Annotated in this window: 20 protein-coding genes; 5 read left to right on the plus strand and 15 right to left on the minus strand. The window is 69.3% G+C overall.

Annotated elements, in window-relative coordinates; all coding sequences use genetic code 11:
- Nucleotides 1–35 precede the first annotated feature (35 nt).
- Nucleotides 36–968, minus strand: coding sequence for an NAD-dependent epimerase/dehydratase family protein (locus tag ACYVKF_RS09335; protein WP_460966235.1), 933 nt, complete (start codon nt 966–968; stop codon nt 36–38).
- A 181-nt stretch (nt 969–1,149) separates the two neighbouring features.
- Complete coding sequence (locus ACYVKF_RS09340) at nt 1,150–3,114, minus strand: S8 family peptidase (RefSeq protein ID WP_460966236.1); 1,965 nt, start codon at nt 3,112–3,114, stop codon at nt 1,150–1,152.
- 337 nt (nt 3,115–3,451) lie between these two features.
- On the opposite strand from ACYVKF_RS09340, the gene ACYVKF_RS09345 reads away from it, so the two are divergent.
- The gene (locus ACYVKF_RS09345; protein WP_460966237.1) at nt 3,452–3,649 is read left to right on the plus strand and encodes a hypothetical protein; all 198 of its coding nucleotides are present in this window, start codon (nt 3,452–3,454) and stop codon (nt 3,647–3,649) included.
- A 20-nt stretch (nt 3,650–3,669) separates the two neighbouring features.
- Here the strand turns inward: ACYVKF_RS09345 and ACYVKF_RS09350 are convergent, their stop codons facing one another.
- The 5 genes from ACYVKF_RS09350 to ACYVKF_RS09370 form a co-directional block, all read right to left on the minus strand.
- Nucleotides 3,670–4,641, minus strand: coding sequence for an AAA family ATPase (locus tag ACYVKF_RS09350; RefSeq protein ID WP_460966238.1), 972 nt, complete (start codon nt 4,639–4,641; stop codon nt 3,670–3,672).
- 213 nt (nt 4,642–4,854) lie between these two features.
- Complete coding sequence (locus tag ACYVKF_RS09355) at nt 4,855–5,289, minus strand: hypothetical protein (RefSeq protein ID WP_460966239.1); 435 nt, start codon at nt 5,287–5,289, stop codon at nt 4,855–4,857.
- Nucleotides 5,286–5,495, minus strand: a complete 210-nt coding sequence (locus ACYVKF_RS09360) for a hypothetical protein (protein WP_460966240.1) — start codon at nt 5,493–5,495, stop codon at nt 5,286–5,288. Before ACYVKF_RS09360 ends, ACYVKF_RS09355 begins: the two co-directional genes overlap by 4 nt.
- Before the next feature lie 592 nt (nt 5,496–6,087).
- Entirely contained in the window at nt 6,088–7,356 is a 1,269-nt protein-coding gene (locus tag ACYVKF_RS09365) for an RNA polymerase sigma factor (RefSeq protein ID WP_460966241.1), read from the minus strand.
- A gap of 25 nt (nt 7,357–7,381) precedes the next feature.
- Entirely contained in the window at nt 7,382–7,744 is a 363-nt protein-coding gene (locus ACYVKF_RS09370) for a YciI family protein (protein WP_056916022.1), read from the minus strand.
- A gap of 162 nt (nt 7,745–7,906) precedes the next feature.
- On the opposite strand from ACYVKF_RS09370, the gene ACYVKF_RS09375 reads away from it, so the two are divergent.
- Together ACYVKF_RS09375 and ACYVKF_RS09380 are read left to right on the plus strand one after the other, a co-directional pair.
- Nucleotides 7,907–9,274, plus strand: a complete 1,368-nt coding sequence (locus ACYVKF_RS09375) for an MFS transporter (RefSeq protein WP_460966242.1) — start codon at nt 7,907–7,909, stop codon at nt 9,272–9,274.
- Nucleotides 9,275–9,376: 102 nt separating this feature from the next.
- Nucleotides 9,377–9,538 carry a hypothetical protein gene (locus tag ACYVKF_RS09380; protein ID WP_460966243.1) on the plus strand — a complete coding sequence of 54 codons (162 nt, stop codon included), beginning with the start codon at nt 9,377–9,379 and terminating at the stop codon, nt 9,536–9,538.
- 62 nt (nt 9,539–9,600) lie between these two features.
- On the opposite strand, the gene ACYVKF_RS09385 is transcribed toward ACYVKF_RS09380, so the two are convergent.
- From ACYVKF_RS09385 to ACYVKF_RS09400, 4 genes are all read right to left on the minus strand, one after another.
- On the minus strand, nt 9,601–10,263 hold the full coding sequence (locus ACYVKF_RS09385; protein WP_460966244.1) for an HAD family hydrolase: 663 nt from the start codon (nt 10,261–10,263) through the stop codon (nt 9,601–9,603).
- A 38-nt stretch (nt 10,264–10,301) separates the two neighbouring features.
- Nucleotides 10,302–11,126, minus strand: a complete 825-nt coding sequence (locus ACYVKF_RS09390) for an alpha/beta hydrolase (RefSeq protein WP_460966245.1) — start codon at nt 11,124–11,126, stop codon at nt 10,302–10,304.
- A gap of 52 nt (nt 11,127–11,178) precedes the next feature.
- Nucleotides 11,179–12,468 carry an RNA polymerase sigma factor gene (locus ACYVKF_RS09395; protein ID WP_460966246.1) on the minus strand — a complete coding sequence of 430 codons (1,290 nt, stop codon included), beginning with the start codon at nt 12,466–12,468 and terminating at the stop codon, nt 11,179–11,181.
- A 96-nt stretch (nt 12,469–12,564) separates the two neighbouring features.
- Entirely contained in the window at nt 12,565–12,942 is a 378-nt protein-coding gene (locus ACYVKF_RS09400; RefSeq protein ID WP_056919522.1) for a YciI family protein, read from the minus strand.
- Nucleotides 12,943–13,084: 142 nt separating this feature from the next.
- Here ACYVKF_RS09400 and ACYVKF_RS09405 point away from each other — a divergent pair, with 142 nt between their 5' ends.
- Nucleotides 13,085–13,471 carry a cupin domain-containing protein gene (locus ACYVKF_RS09405; protein WP_460966247.1) on the plus strand — a complete coding sequence of 129 codons (387 nt, stop codon included), beginning with the start codon at nt 13,085–13,087 and terminating at the stop codon, nt 13,469–13,471.
- Nucleotides 13,472–13,492: 21 nt separating this feature from the next.
- Here ACYVKF_RS09405 and ACYVKF_RS09410 read toward each other — a convergent pair whose 3' ends face one another.
- The 3 genes from ACYVKF_RS09410 to ACYVKF_RS09420 form a co-directional block, all read right to left on the minus strand.
- Entirely contained in the window at nt 13,493–13,996 is a 504-nt protein-coding gene (locus ACYVKF_RS09410; RefSeq protein WP_460966248.1) for a metallophosphoesterase family protein, read from the minus strand.
- A gap of 96 nt (nt 13,997–14,092) precedes the next feature.
- On the minus strand, nt 14,093–14,587 hold the full coding sequence (locus ACYVKF_RS09415) for a VOC family protein (RefSeq protein WP_460966249.1): 495 nt from the start codon (nt 14,585–14,587) through the stop codon (nt 14,093–14,095).
- 126 nt (nt 14,588–14,713) lie between these two features.
- Nucleotides 14,714–15,574 carry an Fpg/Nei family DNA glycosylase gene (locus tag ACYVKF_RS09420; protein WP_460966250.1) on the minus strand — a complete coding sequence of 287 codons (861 nt, stop codon included), beginning with the start codon at nt 15,572–15,574 and terminating at the stop codon, nt 14,714–14,716.
- 47 nt (nt 15,575–15,621) lie between these two features.
- On the opposite strand from ACYVKF_RS09420, the gene ACYVKF_RS09425 reads away from it, so the two are divergent.
- Nucleotides 15,622–17,061 (plus strand): MFS transporter, encoded by a 1,440-nt coding sequence (locus tag ACYVKF_RS09425; protein ID WP_056919517.1) that lies wholly within the window; start codon nt 15,622–15,624, stop codon nt 17,059–17,061.
- Here the strand turns inward: ACYVKF_RS09425 and ACYVKF_RS09430 are convergent.
- Entirely contained in the window at nt 17,048–18,163 is a 1,116-nt protein-coding gene (locus tag ACYVKF_RS09430; protein WP_460966251.1) for an App1 family protein, read from the minus strand. The two genes, ACYVKF_RS09425 and ACYVKF_RS09430, sit on opposite strands and share 14 nt — an antisense overlap.
- Nucleotides 18,164–18,248: the final 85 nt, after the last annotated feature.

An 18,248-nucleotide genomic window follows, 5' to 3' on the forward strand; every position in this document is an offset into this window, starting at 1 on the left:
TGCGGTTCGTCCCCGCTGTCCACAGCCTCCGTGGGTCAGGGACGGTCGGTGGCGACCCAGGCGTCGAGTGACTCCAGCACCGTGTCGACGACACTGTGCTTGGGCTCGAAGCCAAGGAGGTCCTTGGCCTTGGCCATCGAGAACATGGGCGCGCGGCCGATGTGCTCCATGGTGGCCTGGGCCGCCTCGGGGTCGACGCGCAGCTCGAACTCTGCCCACGGCGCGAACTCGAGCTTGGGCTCGTGGCCGAAGTGGCGGGCGACGAGCTCGGCGTACCCGCGCAGGGTGAGCGCCTCGGTGCAGACGCTGTTGATGCTCTCGCCGACGGCCTGGTCGGGGCGGTCGAGACAGGCCTGGTGCAGGCCCGCGACGTCCTCGGCGTGGACGTGGTGGATGGTCTCGCCGCCGCGGTCGGGCAGCAGACAGTAGCCGTCCTCGCGGAGGCGGTCGATGACGCCGGGGTCGAGGTTGCCCTGCGCGTTGATCGCCATCCAGCCCGGGCCAGAGATGTGGCCGGGGTGCACGACGCTGGCGCGGACCCGGTCCTGGCTCATGAGGTACTGCTCGACGGCGAGCTTGTTGACGCCGTACTCGCCGTAGGGGTGCTTGGGAGCGTCTTCCCTCGTCGGAACCAAAGCGCTGGGGCCGTAGGACCAGACGGTGCCGGTGTGGATGAGGTGCTGCCCGTCCAGGGCGTCGACGAGCTGACGCGCCTGGTCGGGGGTGAAGCAGGTCAGGTCCATCACGGCATCGGGCCTCAGGCCTGCGACCGTGGTGCCGAAGGTGCCGTCGCGCTCGGCGGCCTCGCGGTCGCAGACGACCATCTCGACGTCCTGCCACCGTTCGTCGTCGCGGTACGCCTTCTGCGTTCCCCGGCTGATCACCACCGTCTCGTGGCCTGCCTCGACCAGGCTGGGAGCCAGGTAGGTGCCGATGTGTCCAGTCCCGCCAATGACGACTACGCGCATGCCTCGACGCTAGCCGTCAGCGGGAAAGGGCGCCGATCAGCAAGTTCCCCACACCGCCCCACTCTGGGCGCCCCGATGCGCATCAATGCTTGGCTCCGTCTGTGGGGCCCAGAGGGCAAACGTATGTCAGGGCGTGCGGTCGCGAGGTACAGGGGGGCGATGGGTCGCCAACCCAAGACGCCTAGGAGGTGGGTCGGACCGGAACCGGCACGCGGACTTGGTCGCGCACCTGTGAATACACATCGACGCCGATAGTGGGCGCAACCCAGATCGAGGCCACCGCCGCATAGTCGACCAGTTCGCCGTTTAGACCGCCGGCCTGTTCGTAGCACTTAACGCGGATTGTGAGTGCGGACCCTTGACCGCTCGCCCAGGCGCTCTCCATATTCCAAGTCAGGTGTTGCACAGTTGCCGCTCCTGCTTTGGATGCATCAGCGGAGATGCCGGAGGCGGTGCCCAATTTTGGGATTGGGCCTTCCGGCGTGACGAACGACAGAGCCGCGCGACGATACTGCCGATGCCGCCAGTTCACCGGCGACAACCAAGCCAACGTGGTGTCGATCCGCTTGGCCTCACGAATGCTGAGCCCGTCTGGCAGTGGAATCTCAAGTTCCTGTTCTTGAGCCGCACCGATCTGTCCGAGGAACAGGAGGACCGCCTCGTTCGTGGCGCAACCGGAGGAGAAGTCCCGCATCAGAATGCCGTTGCCGACAGCACGTTCGAGGGGCAAGGGCGACCCGGTGAGATCGTCGAACCTTCCAACGCCGTGCACGAGGAGGGCCTTGATAGCGGACGCGCGTTGCCGGCGACTGGTCGGAGTGCCCTCGGTAACGGCGTCGACGATGTCGTGCAGGCGCGCGGCTTGCCTAGAGACGAGCGCAGCCGAAACGCTCGTTCCGACGGTGTAGGTCTCGCGGCCACCGCTTGGCGCTGCCACCCTCACGCCGGGCCCGGCAGCACCGGCCGGACGGAAGTTGATCACGCTGGATTTCGCTCCGCCGCTGGTGAAATAGGCGCGACCGCCGGGCGCAGCTAGGTCGGGTTTGAGACTGCGTCGGTAGCCGGACCCGGTGGCAGACACGGGGCTTACGCTGACTAGGCCATCGTTTGGGTCAACGCGATATCCCATGGGGGCGTCTTGGGAGGCGTCATCGTGTGTCGCGCCGATGGTCAACGCGTTGACCGATTCGGCGGGGGCGATTAGTCGTCGCTGATTCTGTTGCCGATTCAGCGCTGATAGCGTCGCCTGGCGGCGTTTGTCTCCGGTGAGTGCCGCGAGTTCCGCGCTGTCGGTTGGGGCCAGGTCCAAAGTCGTGTAATTGCCGGCTGAGACAATGACTAAAACCCCATAGTGATGGCTGAGCCAGTCGATCGTGCGTGCCCAAGAGGACAACACTGTGTCGAAGGGCGTCGCTGGATCCCCGACGGAGAGGTTGATAATGGCGATGTCTGGCGCGCTGGCGGGGGTGCCGTCACCGCCCTCTTCGAACAGATCGCGAAAAGCTCGACGCATCAGATCGGGTGCGAGAACTTCGACCGGCAGTTCCTCGGCACGATCGAGAGTCTCATCGCATGGGCGCAAGATCGGCCGGACAAGAACGGGCCGCGTGGCCGGCGGCTCGTTGTTCCCGCGGTCTCCCCAAATGGCAGCGGAGACCATGGCAGTGCCGTGTTTTCGTTCGTCAACCGTGTAGTCGGTGTCCAAGTCGTCCGGATCGAGGATCGTCACACGCCCCGCTAGTAGCGGGTGGTTCGAGGCGGGGGCCCCGTCGAACAAGCACAGCACAGGGTCGCCCGCGGGTGCTGCCTCGTCGGTGGTGACGTCCTGGTCAGTCGCGTCGCTTGTGGGCAGTGCGGTCTGGCCGCTGGCTCGCAGGTACATGACGTTTGCAGACTGGACGGTCTGGACGGCTTCGAAGCGTCCGCGGGCGAGATACTCGACGAGCCGGTTCGGCACCGTGGCTTTGAGGCCGTGGTAACCGATCTCCTCGATGATGGCAACCGAGGCGACCGTGCCTCCGTCGCGCTGTAGTAACGCGACCACTTCCGATTGCGCGCTCGTGCGGGCGTACGGCTGATCGACGGAACCATAGTTCGATGTCGATGGACACAAGGGCGTCTGGGTCGCGGCCCTGAAAGTGGGCATCCCAATCAATGAGCTTCAAGCGATCCTGAGGCCCCCAAAGCCGCACGTCCTTGAGGTGTTCGAAGAAGTCACGAAGGGGCGTACGACCGCGTGGGAGCTTCTCTCCACGCTGCCAGGCACGCCACATGCGCAGCAGTTCATCGAGCGACGTTTGGTTGAGACAGACGGCGTGCAAGCAGGAAGAGATCAGCGGGCTGCGCGCGCGCTCTGATGCCAGTTCAAACTCGTCGTCAGGGTCGACTCGTGTTTCCGATTCGCTGATGATCTCGATTCCGAGCTTGTCCGCTACGCCGGCCAGGTCGATGTTCTCATCGCGTGCCTCCAGAACGAGAACCAATTGAGGATCGGCCGCCTGAATGGACTCAGCCAGTTGAATCTGCCCGCCGAGTGCCAGTTCCAAGGCTTTGAACTGATCTTCAAGACGCTGCACGCGCGCGGCCCGGTTGGGAAAGTTGACCCGGCCACCCCCACCAGAGGGGCGGCGGATGTCTTTGGGCACGCTCACCGCGCCCAAGATGATCTGTCGCTCCCGTGAGACTTCGCCGGCGGGCACCGTCACTTGTGCAAGATCTGAGAGCGGGTGGCCCATTCCTTCAGGACGCGCTGCGTGACTTCGCGGGCCTGAGGTTCGGGGCCGGACAACACTGAGCGACGCTGAACGTCGAGCGCAAACTCCTCCAGTTCAGCGAAGCTGACATCCTGAAGTCGTTCGGCAATGGTCTTCGGTGCGAGCCCGAGGTCAACTCCGGTCCGTTGCGACCAAGCACTGAGGAATTCCACTTTGGCGGCCCGCGTCGGTTGAGGAAGTTCGATCCGGAGTTGCATCCGACGCCAAACTGCGCGGTCTAGGAGCTCGGCGTGATTCGTGGCGGCAACGACCACGACATGGCTGGGAAGCTTGTCGACTTGAAGAAGCAGGGAGCTCACGACTCTCTTGATTTCCCCGGTCTCGTGCGTATCGCCGCGTTCCTTGGCCACAGTGTCGAACTCATCGAAAAAGAGCACACATGGTCGAACCCGGGCCGCAGCGAACAACGTTTCAAGCTTTGAGGCAGTCTCCCCAAGGAAACTGCCGATCAGACCCTCGTAGCGGACGCTGAGCAGAGGCACTGCGAGTTCGGTGGCGATCGCCTCGGCTAGCGTTGTCTTGCCGCCGCCAGGAGGCCCGACGAGAAGTACCCGATGGCGGGGCTCGACTCCATGACTCCGTAAAAGGTCCCTTCGGTGATGTTCTTCGACGAGTTGATTAACGGTCTGGCGGGCAGAGGGAGGTAGTACAAGATCGGCTATGCGTCGCTCCGGTTCCACCTCGTGGAGTAGAGACGCGGCCGCGTCGTTACGCGCGAGTAGCGAAATGTTTGATGCTGGACGCCGTCTCGTCAGGGCATCACTCAGTTGCGAGGCGAGCACTTTGTGCTTCTTGCTCTCCTCTTCGGCGATCAATGCTTCGGCGGCGCGGCGGAAGGCCAAATCGTCACCACCCGCCCCTGAGCTAACTAGGGCAAGCAACAGGTCGGCCCGTGCCATGCTTCCTCCGATCGACTCATCAATGCCATCCTCGCAGACGCACTGCTACCCATCGGCCATCGACGCGGCCGCGGAACGAGTGCTGGCGACAGCATGGCCCATGCATGCGTCGGTGTAGGACATTACGGTCAAGCTGCGTGCGGTTGTCGAGAGCGGCGGAGGCGGCCGTTGATCCGCCGCGATGGAAGTCCCGGCGCGGCTAGCGCTCCGCATTCAATCCCGAGCGTGGAGGTGGTGGGCATCGGCCAGCCGCAGGAGTTGGAAGCTCAACTCGGGTAGCTCACTAGCCAAGTCTGCGATCGCCTGACCCACCATACGTTGTGCGAGCAATGGATCCCTCGGCAAGAGGAGGTCCTTCCCGAGCCACATCTCCCCGGCGATCACGTCTATACGACGGTCGAACAGGTTGGAGCGAAAGTCCTCAAGGTCCTGGTGGAACGAAACAAGGTTCTGAGGTGATCCGGACGGCTCGGCCATGAGAAACAGTCGGATCGACGCCGCATCCTCCGAAAAGGTTTCGAAGATGAACTCTGCTGGTCCAGCGCCTGTCGGAAGTCGACCTGTCACCTCGTCCGGGGCGACTCGACTGACGTGGCAATCAGGCCGTTGAGAAAGGTCGTTCGCAAGCCACCGCACCACGTCACTCATGCGGGCGCCACGATGCGGTGATACTTGTTCCACAGATCATTGAACTCGGTGTTCGCTGAGGTGGCGGCGCGACGGGCTACGCGTATCTTTTTCCTTTTGACCAGCGGCAGATTCTGTCTCTGCACATCGCGCTGCTCCCTAGTCATCGACGAGACAGTGGTCCACTCGATTGGACGCTTTGCGCCGCGATGGACCTTGCGTTTCACCCGACGAGGAGTCTGTTGCCGCCCCTTACCCGTCATTCGACCTCCCCCTTCGCTGCACTCGAGTTACACGCGTCTCGGATAGACGGTCCAACTCCCTTGACCCGGCGCCTCTCGCGTCGAGTTCTGCATGTACGGACGCCAACGTCCCCGCAAGGCTCTGCAACCGCGAAACAAGAGCCAACAACTCCAGTAGTGTTACCGCGATCAGCGCAGACAGGGCGGGGAGAGCGACCCGGAAGACGTCCACCCCAAACACCGTTTCGACGTGGAGAATCTCAAGAACGATCGCGATCAACGCCAAGGTTAGGGTCGCAACTGCCTCGAGGACGTGACGTCCCCTGAGAATCTGGTCGGTCCCGAAGCGACCCATGGCGCGATGCTAGCCGCGACCTAGGCGCAGAGCCATCGGAGGCATGACTTGGAAGGCGTCTGCGTGCTGACGCGGGCAAAGGGCCAGACTCGACAGCGCTGGCCCGAGGTCGCCGCCACCTAACCGGGTAGCCAGCCTCGGGAACATGGCTGCGCGGGAGATCGCCATAGCGTCATGCCGCCGCGTTTGACTGCGGTCGCAGCCATGCGAGATCCAAGGGGGCTAGACGAGCTCGCCGGACTTCCTCTCCAGGTACGCGCGCTCGGCGACATTCGCGGTCGAACCGATGGCGGCGGCATACGCGTCCTTGGCCTCGACGCTGCGGCCGAGGCGGCGAAGCAGGTCGGCACGCACGGCGTGCCACGGGTGGTAGCCCTCCAGCGGCAGCCGGTCCACGAGCGCCAGGCCGACCGAGGGTCCGTCCAGCTCGGCGACGGCGACCGCCCGGTTGAGGGCGACGATCGGCGAGGGGTCCAGGCGGACGAGCTGGTCGTACAACGCGACCACCTGCGACCAGTCGGTGTCCGAGGCAGAGACAGCGGACGTGTGGACGGCGTTGATCGCGGCGAGCAGCTGGTAGCGGCCGGGCCGGTTCAGCGCGAGGCACGAGCGGACCAGCGAGTGCCCCTCCGAGATCAACGACCGGTCCCAGCCCGATCGGTCCTGCTCGTCCAGCGGCACCAGAACGCCACCACGCACGCGGGCGGAGCGCCGGGCTTCGGTGAGCAGCATCAGGGCCAGCAGCCCCATCACCTCGGGCTCAGACGGCAGCAACAAACGGAGTACCCGGGTCAGTCGGATCGCCTCACCCGTCAGCTCCGAGCGCACGGGCGACCCGTCACCGCTGGCGAGGTACCCCTCGTTGAACACGAGGAACAGCACGGTCAGCACTCCGCTGAGCCGCGAGGGCAGGTCGGAGGCCGACGGCACGCGGTAGGGCACGTTCGCCGCGGCGATCTTCTTTTTCGCGCGGGTGATCCGCTGGGCCATCGTCGTCTCGGGGACGAGGAACGCCTGCCCGATCTCCGCCACCGTCAGGCCACCGAGAAGCCGCAGGGTCAGGGCTATCCGCGCCTCCGGCGCGAGCGCCGGGTGGCAGCAGGTGAAGAGCAGTCGGAGCCGGTCGTCCTCGACCACTCCGACGGGTGAGTGGGGTGTGTCGTCGTACGTCATCAGGGCCGCCTGGTGCTTGGCGTCGCGCTGGCCTTCGCGGCGGATTCGGTCGATCGCGCGGTTCGCGGCGGTGGTGGTGAGCCAGCCGCCGGGGTTGGGGGGAGTGCCCTCGGTCGGCCACTTCTCCAACGCGACCACGAGGGCCTCGCCCGCTGCGTCCTCGGCGAGGTCGATGTCGCCGAACCGGCGGACGAGCGAGGCGATGAGGCGGCCGTACTCCTCACGGAAGACGCGCTCGACAGCCGCCCCGTCGCCCCCGGACGGCCGGTCGGCCACGTGGTGTGAGCCCCCGTGGTCGACCGTGCCGTCCTGCGTCATACCCGGATCCGTCACGTGGACCGGCTCAGGCCAGGCCCTCGAACGGACGGACCTCGACCTTGCCCCGGCAGGCCTTCGAACCGTCGGCAGCGAGCTTGAGCGCCACGTCGAGGTCGGGGGCGTCGATCACCCAGAACCCGCCGATGTACTCCTTGGACTCCAGGTACGGCCCGTCGGTCACCACCGGCGCGTCACCGGTGTTGTCGACGACGGTCGCCGTGGTCGCCTGCTGCAGGCCACCGGCGAACACCCAGTAGCCGTCGGCCTTGAGCTGGTCGTTGAAGGCCCCCGTCGCGGCGAACGCCTTCTCCATCTCCTCCTTGGAGCCGTACTCGCCGAACTCGTTGCGCTCGGCCGGGCCGTGGACGGAAAGCAGGTAGTGCGTCATGTCGATCTCCTTGGTCCGGGGCGGTCCCTGTGGCCGCCTCTCACCCTCACCACGAACGGGCTCACGTCGATACGACAACCTGCCACAGAATTCTTTTCGATCGCCCCGGGGCGGGCGTCCACCACGGGTTTGGTGTCCGAGCCCGTGGGTAGCGTCCTTCGCATGGATCGCCCTTCCCCGCGCTTCGCCACGACCGTCGGCGTGCTCTGCCTCGTGCAGTTCGTCGACGTCCTCGGCGTCACCGCGGCGATCGTCGCGATCCCCTCGATGCTCGAGGGAGTCGGAGCCGGGGATGCCGCCACCGGACCGATCGCGACCGCATACGCGATGTTCTTCGGTGGGCTCCTCGTGGTCGGTGCGCGGCTCGGCCACCGGTACGGCCACGTGCGGGTGCTGCTCGCGGGGCTGTCCGTCTTCGCCGTCGCCGGCGCCCTGGGTGCGGTGGCCGGCGAGGCGAGGCAGCTCGTCGTGGCGCGCGCTGCGCAGGGAACGGCCTCGGCGCTCACCGTGCCCGCGGCGCTGAGCCTGCTGCTCGCCTCGGCCTCCGACGCGGGGGAGCGGTCCAGGGCCCTGGGCCTGTGGAGCGCCGCGGGAGCCGCAGCCGGGGCCAGCGGCCTCTTCGTCGGTGGGCTGTTCACCCAGCTGCTCGGTTGGCGGTCGATCTTCTGGGTCAACGCGCCGCTGGCCGCAGGCCTGGCGGTCGGGGTGCTGCTCTGGGTGAAGGTCCGACCGGTCCAGGACCGCACCGCCTCGCTCGACCTCGTGGGGGCGCTGCTGCTCGTCACCTCGGTCATGGGTCTCGTGCTGGGCACCGCCCTCGTCCAGGACCCCGACCAGCGCGGTCGCGGGCTGGGCGTCGTCGGTGCCGGGGTCGTCCTCGGCGCCGCACTGGCCGTCTGGCTGCGCCGTGCCCGTCAGCCCCTGGTCGAGCCGTCAGCGCTGCGACGACCGCGGCTGCGGCTGGGCACCCTGGGTTCGTTCGTCAACACGGCGACCACCAGCTCCACCGCCGTCCTCCTGACGCTGCACCTCCAGCGCCGGCTCGGGTTCAGCGCGTTCGAGGCAGGCCTCACCCTGCTCTGCCTCAGCCTCGCCGTGGTCGTGGGATCGACGACCGCTCCGCGCCTCGTGCGCAGCGGCGGACCGCGACGCCCCGCCGTCCTGGGCCTCGGGCTGCTCGCCCTCGGCAACCTCGTCACTGCGGCCACCATCATCGGCGGAGGAGGCAGCACCGGTGGCACGCTCGCCGGAACGGTCACGGGACTGCTGCTGCTGGGGGCCGGCCTCGGGCTGTCGTCGGTCGCCTGCAACGACATCGGCACCGACCTGCCCGAGGACGAGGTCACCGCCGCCACCGGGGTGCTCAACACCGGAGCGCAGCTCGGCAGCGCCATCGGCGTCGCGGTCCTCCTGCTGCTCGCCTCCCCGGGGACGTATGGCGCGGTGCCGGCCGACGCCGTCGCCGTCCTCGTCGCCGGGGCCACCGCCCTCGTCGCGGCGCGGGTCGTGTCGCGCTGGCGGCTTGCCTGACGGTGGTGCGCCGGCTCGCTGCCGAGCGCGGCCTCGCCCCTCCCCGCATGATGGACAGCAGGCGTCAGCACCGGGCTGTCGTCGCGAGGCGCGGAGACCCACGTGAGTGACACCACCCCAGGCCAGGACAGCATCAAGATGTCCCCCGAGGAGGAGCAGGCGGCGCTCGAGTCGCAGCAGACCGACGAGGAGACCGAGCCGGCCGACGAGGGCGTCGGCGCGCACACCGACAACCAGGACGACCCCCACCACACCGAGAACTAGGCGCTGCTGCCCCGGGACGCCGCGAACCCTGCCCCCGACCGCGGGCGCAGCCACGCCGGGAGTCAGCGACTGGCGCGTGCCAGGGGAGTGCCGTCGAGCGCACTGCGGAAGGCCACGAGCGAGTCGAAGACCTGCAGCACCCCGGCCTCCTGCAGCTCCCCGACCGAGAACCCGCCGGTGCGGACTCCCAAGGTCGGGATGTTGAGCTTTGCAGCCGCCTGCGCGTCGTAGACCGAGTCGCCGACCATGATCCCGCTGGCGCCCTCGACCTTCGCCAGCGCGGTCGCCACGAGGTCGGGTTCGGGCTTGCTGTGCTCCACGTCGTCCGAGGTGGTCCACGCGTCGGCGAGCGACTTGCCGTCGATGAGGTCGAGGAACGTCTCCACGTGCTCGGTCTTCCCGGAGCTCGCCAGCACCAACCTGAAGCCCCGCTGCTTGACCGCGACGAGCAGCTCGTGGGCCCCTTCGAACGGCTGGACCTCTCCGATCAGCTGGTCGAACTCCTCCGCCCACGCCTCCCGCAGGTCGTCGCCGTGCTCTTTCTCGGCCTCCCGGCCGGCGACCATCGAGACGAACTGGTCACCCCCCATACCGATGCCGCGGTGCAGCCGCCAGATCGGGCGGGTGATGTCGTAGCGCCGCAGGGCGCGGAACCACGCGACCGCATGCTGGTAGTTGGTGTCGACGAGCGTGCCGTCGACGTCGAAGATCGCCGTGTCTGCCATGCCCTGTTCCTACCCCGTCGGACCGGGGGCACACATCCTCAGCCCGCCCAGAACTCCCGCAGCGCCGGCACCGTCGCCTTGCCCTTGACCATGTGCGTCTGCCCGGGCAGCTCCACGAGCGTCGCGTGGGGGAGCGCGGCCGCGAGCGCCGCCTGCCCGTTCTTCATGTACTCCGGGCTCTTGCCGCCCACCAGGACGAGCACCGGGACGCCGACCTCGGACAGCCAGCCGTCCGGCAGCGGCTCACCCTGCTGGTGCTCCAGGACGAGCGCGTAGTCGTTCGGCAACGTGTGCGCGACCCCGCAGAGCTTTTTCCAGACCGGCATCAGCCGCATCATCATCACGCCGAACGCCGGCACGCCGACCGTGCGCATGAACAGCTGCACCGCCTCACCCCGCTTCCCCGCGTCGACGAGCGCCTGCGTCCGCGAGCCCAGGTCGGGGTCGTTGGGGGCGTGGGTGCCGTCGACGATGAGCGGTGCCTCGTACAGCGCGACCTTCCCCGTCGCGACCCCCGACCGCAGCGCCTCGAGGACCAGCACCGCACCGGAGGACGCCCCGACGACGAGCGCGTCCGGGCCGGCGACCTCCAGCACCGCCACGAGGTCCTCGACCTCCCGCTCCACCGTGTATGCCGTGGAGCCGGGGCCGCTCTCACCGCGCCCCCGGCGGTCGTAGGCGTGGACCGCGTGATCCTGCGACAGCAACGGGGTCAGGGCCTGCCCCGTGCCCATCGATCGCTGGCACAGGGCTCCCTCGACCACGACGACGGCCGGTCCCGTGCCGGTCACGTCGTACGCGATGCGGGTGCCGTCGGCGGACGTGACGAATCGCGTGCTGGTGGTGGCGCTCACGGTGCTCATGGTGACTCCTGGGTCAGGTCTGGGTCAGGGCTTTGACCGTGCGTCGAACGGGTCAGCCGGATTTCGACATGCGCGCCCGGTTCTCCTCGGCTCGGCGCTCCAGCACCGAGCGCTCGGCGTCGTTGCGCGACCGAGCAGCTGCGTCGGCGAACGCCGAAGCCGCCTCACCGTGGCGCCCGGCCAGCTCGAACAGGTCGCCCCGCACGCTCGGCAGCAGCGGCGAGTCACCCAGCTGGGCCGCACCTGATGGGTCGACCGCGTCGAGCACCGCGAGTCCTGCGTCTGCGCCGAACGCCCGGCCGTGGGCGACCGCGCGGTTCACCTCGACGACCGGACCCGGCGCAGCCTCGGCGAGCACGTCGTACAACCGAGCGATCTGGCGCCAGTCGGTGTCCTCGGACCGACGGGCGCGGGCGTGCTGGGCGGCGATCGACGCCTGGAGGAAGTACTTCCCGACCGGCTTCCCGCGCGCGGCGAGCGCACGGGCGCCGGCCAGCGCGGCCTGACCGCGCCGGATCAGCTCCGGGTCCCAGCGGGTCCGGTCCTGCGCCTCGAGCAGCACTGGCACCCCGGCGTCGTCCACGCGCGCCGCGGCGCGGGAGCCCTGGAGCTCCAGCAACGACTGGAGGCCCAGCGTCTCGGGCTCGGTGGGGGCGAGGGCAGCGAGCATCCGCGCCAGCCGGATGCCCTCGTCCGCGAGGGCGGGGCGCATCCAGTGCTCACCGGCCGCGGCGGCATACCCCTCGTTGAAGATCAGGTAGATCACGGCCATCACGTCGTCGAGGCGCTCGACCCGCTCCGCACCGGTCGGGAGGTCGAACTCGGCGTGCGCCTGCGAGAGCGTCTTCTTCGCGCGCGAGATGCGCTGGCCCATGGTGGTCTCGGAGACGAGGAAGCCGCGGGCGATCTCCCCGGTGGTGAGGCCCCCGACGAGCCGCAGGGTCAGGGCGGCGCGTGACTCCGCGCTCAGCGAGGGGTGGCAGGACAGGAAGATCAGGCGCAGGACGTCGTCCTCGATGTGGTCGACCTGGGCGTCGAGGTCGGGCACCTGCTCCTCCTCTCCCAGGGCATGACCGAGCTCCTCGGTCTTGCGGCGAAGGTTGTCGGCCCGGCGGAAGTGGTCGACGCCGCGGCGCTTGGCCGTGGTCATCAGCCACGCCGCCGGGTTGTCCGGCACACCGGTCGTCGGCCACTGTTCGAGGGCGGCGACGAGGGCGTCCTGCGCGAGGTCCTCGGCGAGCTCGACGTCGCGCGTCATGCGGGTCAGGGCTCCGACGAGCCGCGCCGACTCCGCGCGCCACGCGGTGTTGATCGCCTCGGTGGTCGGCGTCGGGACTGGCACGTCCCGAGACTACGAGGCCGGGTGTCACATGCGTGTGACACCCGGCCACGGGACCGTGTGCCGCGAAGGTCGCGGCATCCAGCCCGTCGCCTCCGCTCAGGCGTCAGCCGCCTCCGGCGGCATGTCGGAGATCTGGCGCATGGTCGCGACCATCGACACCTCTGGCCAGTGCGTCGCGTGCAGCTCGGCGAACTCCTGCTGCCCGGCGATGGCCTCCTCGACGGTGTCGTACTGCATGATCGCCCAGCCCCCGACGACCTCCTTGGACTCGGCGTAGGGGCCGTCGACGCGCGAGGTCTCGCCCTTGCGGACGACGAAGTTCACCGCGTCCTCAGTGCCGTACAGGCCGCCGCCGTCGAGGAAGACGCCCTTGGCGGCCTGCTCGCCGATGTAGGTGTCCATCGCGTCCATCAGCGCCTGCGGCGGTGCGCCGATGCCCTCTTCCATCCTGACGAATCCCATGAAGCGAGGCATGTCATTGGTCCTTCCGATGTGGGTGTCACTGCTCTGTCACGCATACGTCGAACAGCGAACCAGTTCTTCGACATCGGGATCGAGAACTTTCTCGACGAACTTCTCCGGCAGCGGGGCCAGCGCGGACGGCTACCGTGGACCGATGGTGCACCCCGAGCCCGTCCGCGTCGTCCGTGAGGCCGAGCTGCTGGAAGCCGACCCGACCGCGGGGATGGTGCGTCGGCGCGCCTTCGAGGTTCCCGGGCTGTGGGCCGGGCAGGTGGTGACCGAACCCGCCGCCGTCTCGGGCTGGCACCACCACGACTCGAACGTCTCGATGCTCTACGTCGTCCGCGGGGTGCTGCGGCTCGAGTGCGAGGGGGTCGAGGGCTGGGTCGATGCCGTCGCGGGCGACTACGTGCAGGTCCCCGCGTTCACCGTGCACCGGGAGTCCAACCCCGGCCGGGAGCCGTCCCTGGCCGTGATCGCGCGGTCCGGTCTCGGCATCCCCACGGTCAACGTGTCGCAGGCTCCGCCCCCGCACGCCTGAGGCGACCGCGCGGGGACGACGTCAGCGGCTGATCTCGTGCAGCTTGACCGAGGCGAGCACTCCACCCTCGACGACCGCCGTCATGTACGTGCAGAACGGCTGCCGCCGACGGTCGGTGGGCGAACCCGGGTTGAGCAGCCGCAGACCGCGCGGGGTGGTCGTGTCCCACGGGATGTGGCTGTGCCCGAAGACGAGGACGTCGAGGTCGGGGTAGGCCGCCTCGCAGCGGGCCTCGCGCCCGGTCGACTGGCCGGTCTCGTGCAAGACCCCGAACCGCAGCCCCTCCACGGTCACCGTCGCGAACTCGGGCAGTTGCTCGCGCAGCACCCCGTGGTCGTTGTTGCCCGCCACACCGACGAGCCGCGCCGCCCGCGCCTCGAGGGCGTCCAGGGACGCCACGTCCACCCAGTCGCCGGCGTGGACCACGAGGTCGGCCTCATCGACCGCTGCCCACACGACCGCGGGCAGGTCCTTGGCCCGCTTGGGCAGGTGGGTGTCGGCGAGCAGGAGCAGCCGCGTCGTCATGCCCTCAGTCAACCCGGTCCGGTCGACGACGGCGCGCGGGCGAGACGTCGCGACGCGCCCGTCGAGACGCCTCCCGACGACGGCACGGGCGCGCGTTCAGACGTCCTGCCGGGCGACGAAGTCGGCCCCGACCATCTGCTCCGCCGCGGCGAGCACCTCCTCGTCGGACAGGTCCTCGGTGCGCATCCGCTCCACGGCCGTGGCGTACGCGGGGGTCGGCGCCTGGAGCTCGAGGGCAATGCCGTCGGGGTCCCTGAAGTTCAGGTGGTGGCCCAGGGGCATGTCCTGGATCGGCGAGTGCTCCACCCCGAGCTCGGCGAACCGACGCTCCCAATCGACGAGCTCCTCGCGGCTGCCCGCCGCCATCCCCACGTGGTCCAGCCCGGGGTTCGCCTCGTCGAACCGCGCACCGCTGCTCCCGTCGTGCCGGACCAGGGCGATGGTGAAACCCGTGCCTTTGTGCATGCAGACCCGCGCGGTCCCGGTGTCGAGGACGGCGAGGAACCCCAGCACCTGCGTGTAGAAGCGCTGGCTCGCGTCGAGGTCGGTCACGCTCAGCGAGACGTGGTTGAGGCCGGAGAAGCTCGGCATGGTGGTCCTCCTCACCGGGGGGAGACCGAGCCTGTCGGCCTCCGCGACTGACGGACCAGCGTCCGCCTCCCGCAGGCCCGCCGTCAACGCCCGGGTGCCGCGGCCGTGCCCGGACGATGCGTCTGCCTACTTCAGCAGGCGGGACATGCGGCGGTCGGCCAACGGCTTCCCGCCGGTCTGGCAGGTCGCGCAGTACTGCAGTGACGAGTCCGCGAACGACACCTCGCGCACCGTGTCACCACAGACCGGGCACTCGAGCCCCGTCCGGCCGTGCACCCGCATCCCTGCCCGCTTCGCGTCCTTGAGCTCCTTCGCCGGTTTGCCGGACGCAGCAGCAACGGCACCGGCGAGCGTGTCGCGCAGCGCGGCATACAGGCGGTCCACGTCTTCCGACGAGAGCTTGGCGGCCATCGCGAACGGCGACATCTTCGCGACGTGCAGGATCTCGTCGGAGTAGGCGTTGCCGATGCCGGCGATGAACCCCTGGTCGCGGATCAGCCCCTTGATCTGCGAGCGCCGTCCGTCGAGCAGCTCCCCGAAGGCCTCGCGCGTGAACGAGTCGGACAACGGGTCCGGCCCCAGCGACGCGATCCCCGGGACCTGGGCCGGGTCCCGAACGAGGTACGCCGCCAGCCGCTTCTTCGTCCCCGCCTCGGTCAGGTCGAACCCCGACGAGTCGGAGAACTTCACCCGGACCGCGATCGGCGACTTGCCCGGCCGCAGCACGGTGTTCGGCACCGCGTCGTACCAGCGCAGCCAGCCGGCGCGGGCGAGGTGGAAGACCAGGTGCACCCCGTCGCAGTCGAAGTCGACGAACTTCCCGTGCCGCGACACCGAGTCGACCGGCACACCGGACAGGGCCTGCGGCGGTGGGTCGAACGTCTTGAGCACCGAGAACGACCCCAGCTCCATGCTGGTCACGGCCAGCCCGACGGTCCGCTCGGCGAGGAAGTCGACGAGCGCCTGGACCTCGGGCAGCTCCGGCACCCGCCCATTCTGTCCCAGCGGTGCGACGATGTCCCGGTGACGGCGCGATGACCAGCGAGAAGACCACGGACCTGCTCGCGATGGGCACCCACCGGGGACGGCTCGTCCTCGCGACCACCATCCTCGGCAGCGGCATCGCCCTGCTCGACGGCACCGTCGTCAACGTCGCCCTCCCCACCATCGGGCGCGAGCTCGAGGCCGACCTCGCCGGCCTCCAGTGGGTCGTGAACGCGTACGCCCTGAGCCTGGCCGCCCTGATCCTGCTCGGCGGTTCGCTGGGCGACCGGTTCGGTCGCCGGCGCGTGTATGCCGTCGGCGTCGCCGCCTTCGGCGCCGCGTCGATCGCGTGCGCCCTCGCCCCGACCGTGGGGCTGCTGATCCTGGCCCGCGGCATCCAGGGGATCGGGGCCGCGCTGCTCGTGCCGGGCAGCCTCGCGATCCTGCAGTCGTCGTTCCGGCGCGAGGACCGGATGGCGGCGATCGGGTCGTGGACCGGGCTGCTCGGGGTCGCCTCGGCCTCGGGACCGATCGTCGGCGGCTACCTCGTCGACCTCGACTGGCGCTGGGCGTTCTGGCTCAACGTGCCGCTGTGTGCGCTCGTCGTCCTGCTCACGTGGCGGTTCGTGCCGGAGTCACGCAACGAGCACGCGAGCCACCGGTTCGACGTGCGCGGGGTGCTGCTCGCCGTGGTCGGGCTGGCCGGGGTCACGTACGCGCTCACCGTCGCACCCGAGCACCCCGGAGCCGTCTCGCTCGGTGCCGGGGTCGTGGGCCTCGCTGCCCTCCTCGCGTTCGCGCTCGCCGAGCGCGACTCCAGCCACCCCCTGGTGCCGCCCCGCCTGTTCGCCGACCGGGTCTTCACCGCGATCAACATCGTCACGCTGCTCGTCTACGCCGGCCTGTCGTCGGCCCTGCTGTTCGTGGTGCTGTTCCTCCAGGTCGTCGCCGGCTGGTCCGCCCTCGCGGCCGGCACCGCGACCCTGCCCCTGTCCGTGGCCATGCTGCTGCTGGCCAGCAGGTTCGGCGCCCTGGCCACCAAGCACGGTGCCCGTCGCTACATGATCGGTGGAACCCTCGTCGCCGCAACGGGATTCGTCCTGCTCGCGTTCGCGCCGGCCGATCCCACCTTCGTCCTGCACGTGCTGCCGGGAATGGCGCTCGTGGGCCTGGGCCTGTCCATGACGGTCGCGCCGCTGACCGGCACCGTCCTCGCCGCCGCCCCCGACGAGCTCGCCGGCACGGCGAGCGGGGTGAACAACGCCGTGTCCCGCACCGCCGGCCTCATCGCCGTCGCGGCCCTGCCACCGCTCGTGGGGCTCAGCGGCGCCGCCTACGCCGATCCGGCCCTGCTCGCGCCCGCCTACCGGGCGGCGATGCTCGCGAGCGCGGCCCTGGTCGCGCTGGGTGCGGCGGTCACCGCGGTCGGGCTGGCGAAACGGGAGGCGCCGTGCGCCGCCCAGCCGCACCTCGACCTCACGGCTCGATGACCGCTTCGCCCGCCCCGTCCTTGGTGGGGCGCGTGTCGGCCTCGGCTAGCACCTCGAGGACGTGCTCGAGCTGGGGGCGCAGGCCGTACCCGTCGCCGGAGCGGCACACCGGCACCTCCTGCCGCTTGCGCAGCGGCTCGAACTCCTCCAGCGACACCGGTATGCCGTGCGACAGCACCTGCTCGCTCGGCGTGAGCTCGCGGATCGCCACTGCTGCAACGCGATCGGGCCGCTGGTCGGAGAAGTCGCCGTAGATCTTGGGGTCGTGCTGGCCGTCGTCGCCGATGAGCACCCAGCGGATGTGAGGGAACTCGTTGGCCAGCCGGTGCAGGCACGACATCTTGTGCTCCTGCCCCGACCGGAACCAGCCGGTGTTGGTCGGGCCCCAGTCGGTGAGCAGCAGCGGACCCGCGGGGTAGCCGTGGCGGCGCAGGAACCGGGTCAGGGTCGGCGCCGTGTTCCACGCACCGGTGGAGACGTAGACCATCGGGGCGCCCGGGTGCTGCTCGAGCAGCGCGCGATACATCGTCGCCATGCCCGGGACGACGTGTCGGGCGTTCTCGTTCTTCACGAACGTGTTCCACGCGGCGATCATCGGGCGCGGGAGCGACGTCGAGATCACGGTGTCGTCGATGTCGGAGATCAGGCCCAGCCGCTGGTCGGACCCGACGATGACCACCGACGCGAGCATCTCCTCCGCCCCCAGCGCACCGAGCGTGACCTCGTGCCAGCCGGGTGCGAGGCCGTGGTCGCGGATGTGCACGTCGATGTACCCGCTGCGGTCGCTGACCGTCTCGACGACCCGGTCCCCGAGGGTGACGGTGACCGGGACGTTCATCGCCGGCGCGGTGATGAACGCGCGCCAGCCGCGACGTTCGTCCTCGGCCCGCCGCAGCTCGGCCGACTTCGCGCCGGCGTCCGCGCGGGCGTCGATGTCGGGGCGCCGGGTGAGCAGCACCCGCCCCAGGACACGCACGAACTCCTCCGAGCCGTACCCGGTGTGGCCGACCAGCCGGGTGCCCCAGCCCCGGCGGCGCAGCACGGCGTCCACCCGGCGGTGCCAGGCGTCCTCGACGAGGGAAGCAGCGTGGGGACGAGCCATGCACAGACCCTATGGCCTGCCGGTCCGCGGCACCGCGCCGACCGCGGCAGGCGCGACGACCCGGCCGGGGGCTAATTCGCTGTCG

This window comes from Pedococcus soli (genome assembly GCF_054782575.1).

What these genes read in the sequence shown, in the direction of transcription:
- ACYVKF_RS09335 (WP_460966235.1), bottom strand. Translation starts at nt 968, where the DNA reads ATGCGCGTAGTCGTCATTGGCGGGACTGGACACATCGGCACCTACCTG.
- ACYVKF_RS09340 (WP_460966236.1), bottom strand. Translation starts at nt 3,114, where the DNA reads ATGCCCACTTTCAGGGCCGCGACCCAGACGCCCTTGTGTCCATCGACA.
- ACYVKF_RS09350 (WP_460966238.1), bottom strand. Translation starts at nt 4,641, where the DNA reads ATGGCACGGGCCGACCTGTTGCTTGCCCTAGTTAGCTCAGGGGCGGGT.
- ACYVKF_RS09355 (WP_460966239.1), bottom strand. Translation starts at nt 5,289, where the DNA reads ATGAGTGACGTGGTGCGGTGGCTTGCGAACGACCTTTCTCAACGGCCT.
- ACYVKF_RS09365 (WP_460966241.1), bottom strand. Translation starts at nt 7,356, where the DNA reads ATGACGCAGGACGGCACGGTCGACCACGGGGGCTCACACCACGTGGCC.
- ACYVKF_RS09370 (WP_056916022.1), bottom strand. Translation starts at nt 7,744, where the DNA reads ATGACGCACTACCTGCTTTCCGTCCACGGCCCGGCCGAGCGCAACGAG.
- ACYVKF_RS09375 (WP_460966242.1), top strand. Translation starts at nt 7,907, where the DNA reads ATGGATCGCCCTTCCCCGCGCTTCGCCACGACCGTCGGCGTGCTCTGC.
- ACYVKF_RS09385 (WP_460966244.1), bottom strand. Translation starts at nt 10,263, where the DNA reads ATGGCAGACACGGCGATCTTCGACGTCGACGGCACGCTCGTCGACACC.
- ACYVKF_RS09390 (WP_460966245.1), bottom strand. Translation starts at nt 11,126, where the DNA reads ATGAGCACCGTGAGCGCCACCACCAGCACGCGATTCGTCACGTCCGCC.
- ACYVKF_RS09400 (WP_056919522.1), bottom strand. Translation starts at nt 12,942, where the DNA reads ATGCCTCGCTTCATGGGATTCGTCAGGATGGAAGAGGGCATCGGCGCA.
- ACYVKF_RS09405 (WP_460966247.1), top strand. Translation starts at nt 13,085, where the DNA reads ATGGTGCACCCCGAGCCCGTCCGCGTCGTCCGTGAGGCCGAGCTGCTG.
- ACYVKF_RS09410 (WP_460966248.1), bottom strand. Translation starts at nt 13,996, where the DNA reads ATGACGACGCGGCTGCTCCTGCTCGCCGACACCCACCTGCCCAAGCGG.
- ACYVKF_RS09415 (WP_460966249.1), bottom strand. Translation starts at nt 14,587, where the DNA reads ATGCCGAGCTTCTCCGGCCTCAACCACGTCTCGCTGAGCGTGACCGAC.
- ACYVKF_RS09425 (WP_056919517.1), top strand. Translation starts at nt 15,622, where the DNA reads ATGACCAGCGAGAAGACCACGGACCTGCTCGCGATGGGCACCCACCGG.
- ACYVKF_RS09430 (WP_460966251.1), bottom strand. Translation starts at nt 18,163, where the DNA reads ATGGCTCGTCCCCACGCTGCTTCCCTCGTCGAGGACGCCTGGCACCGC.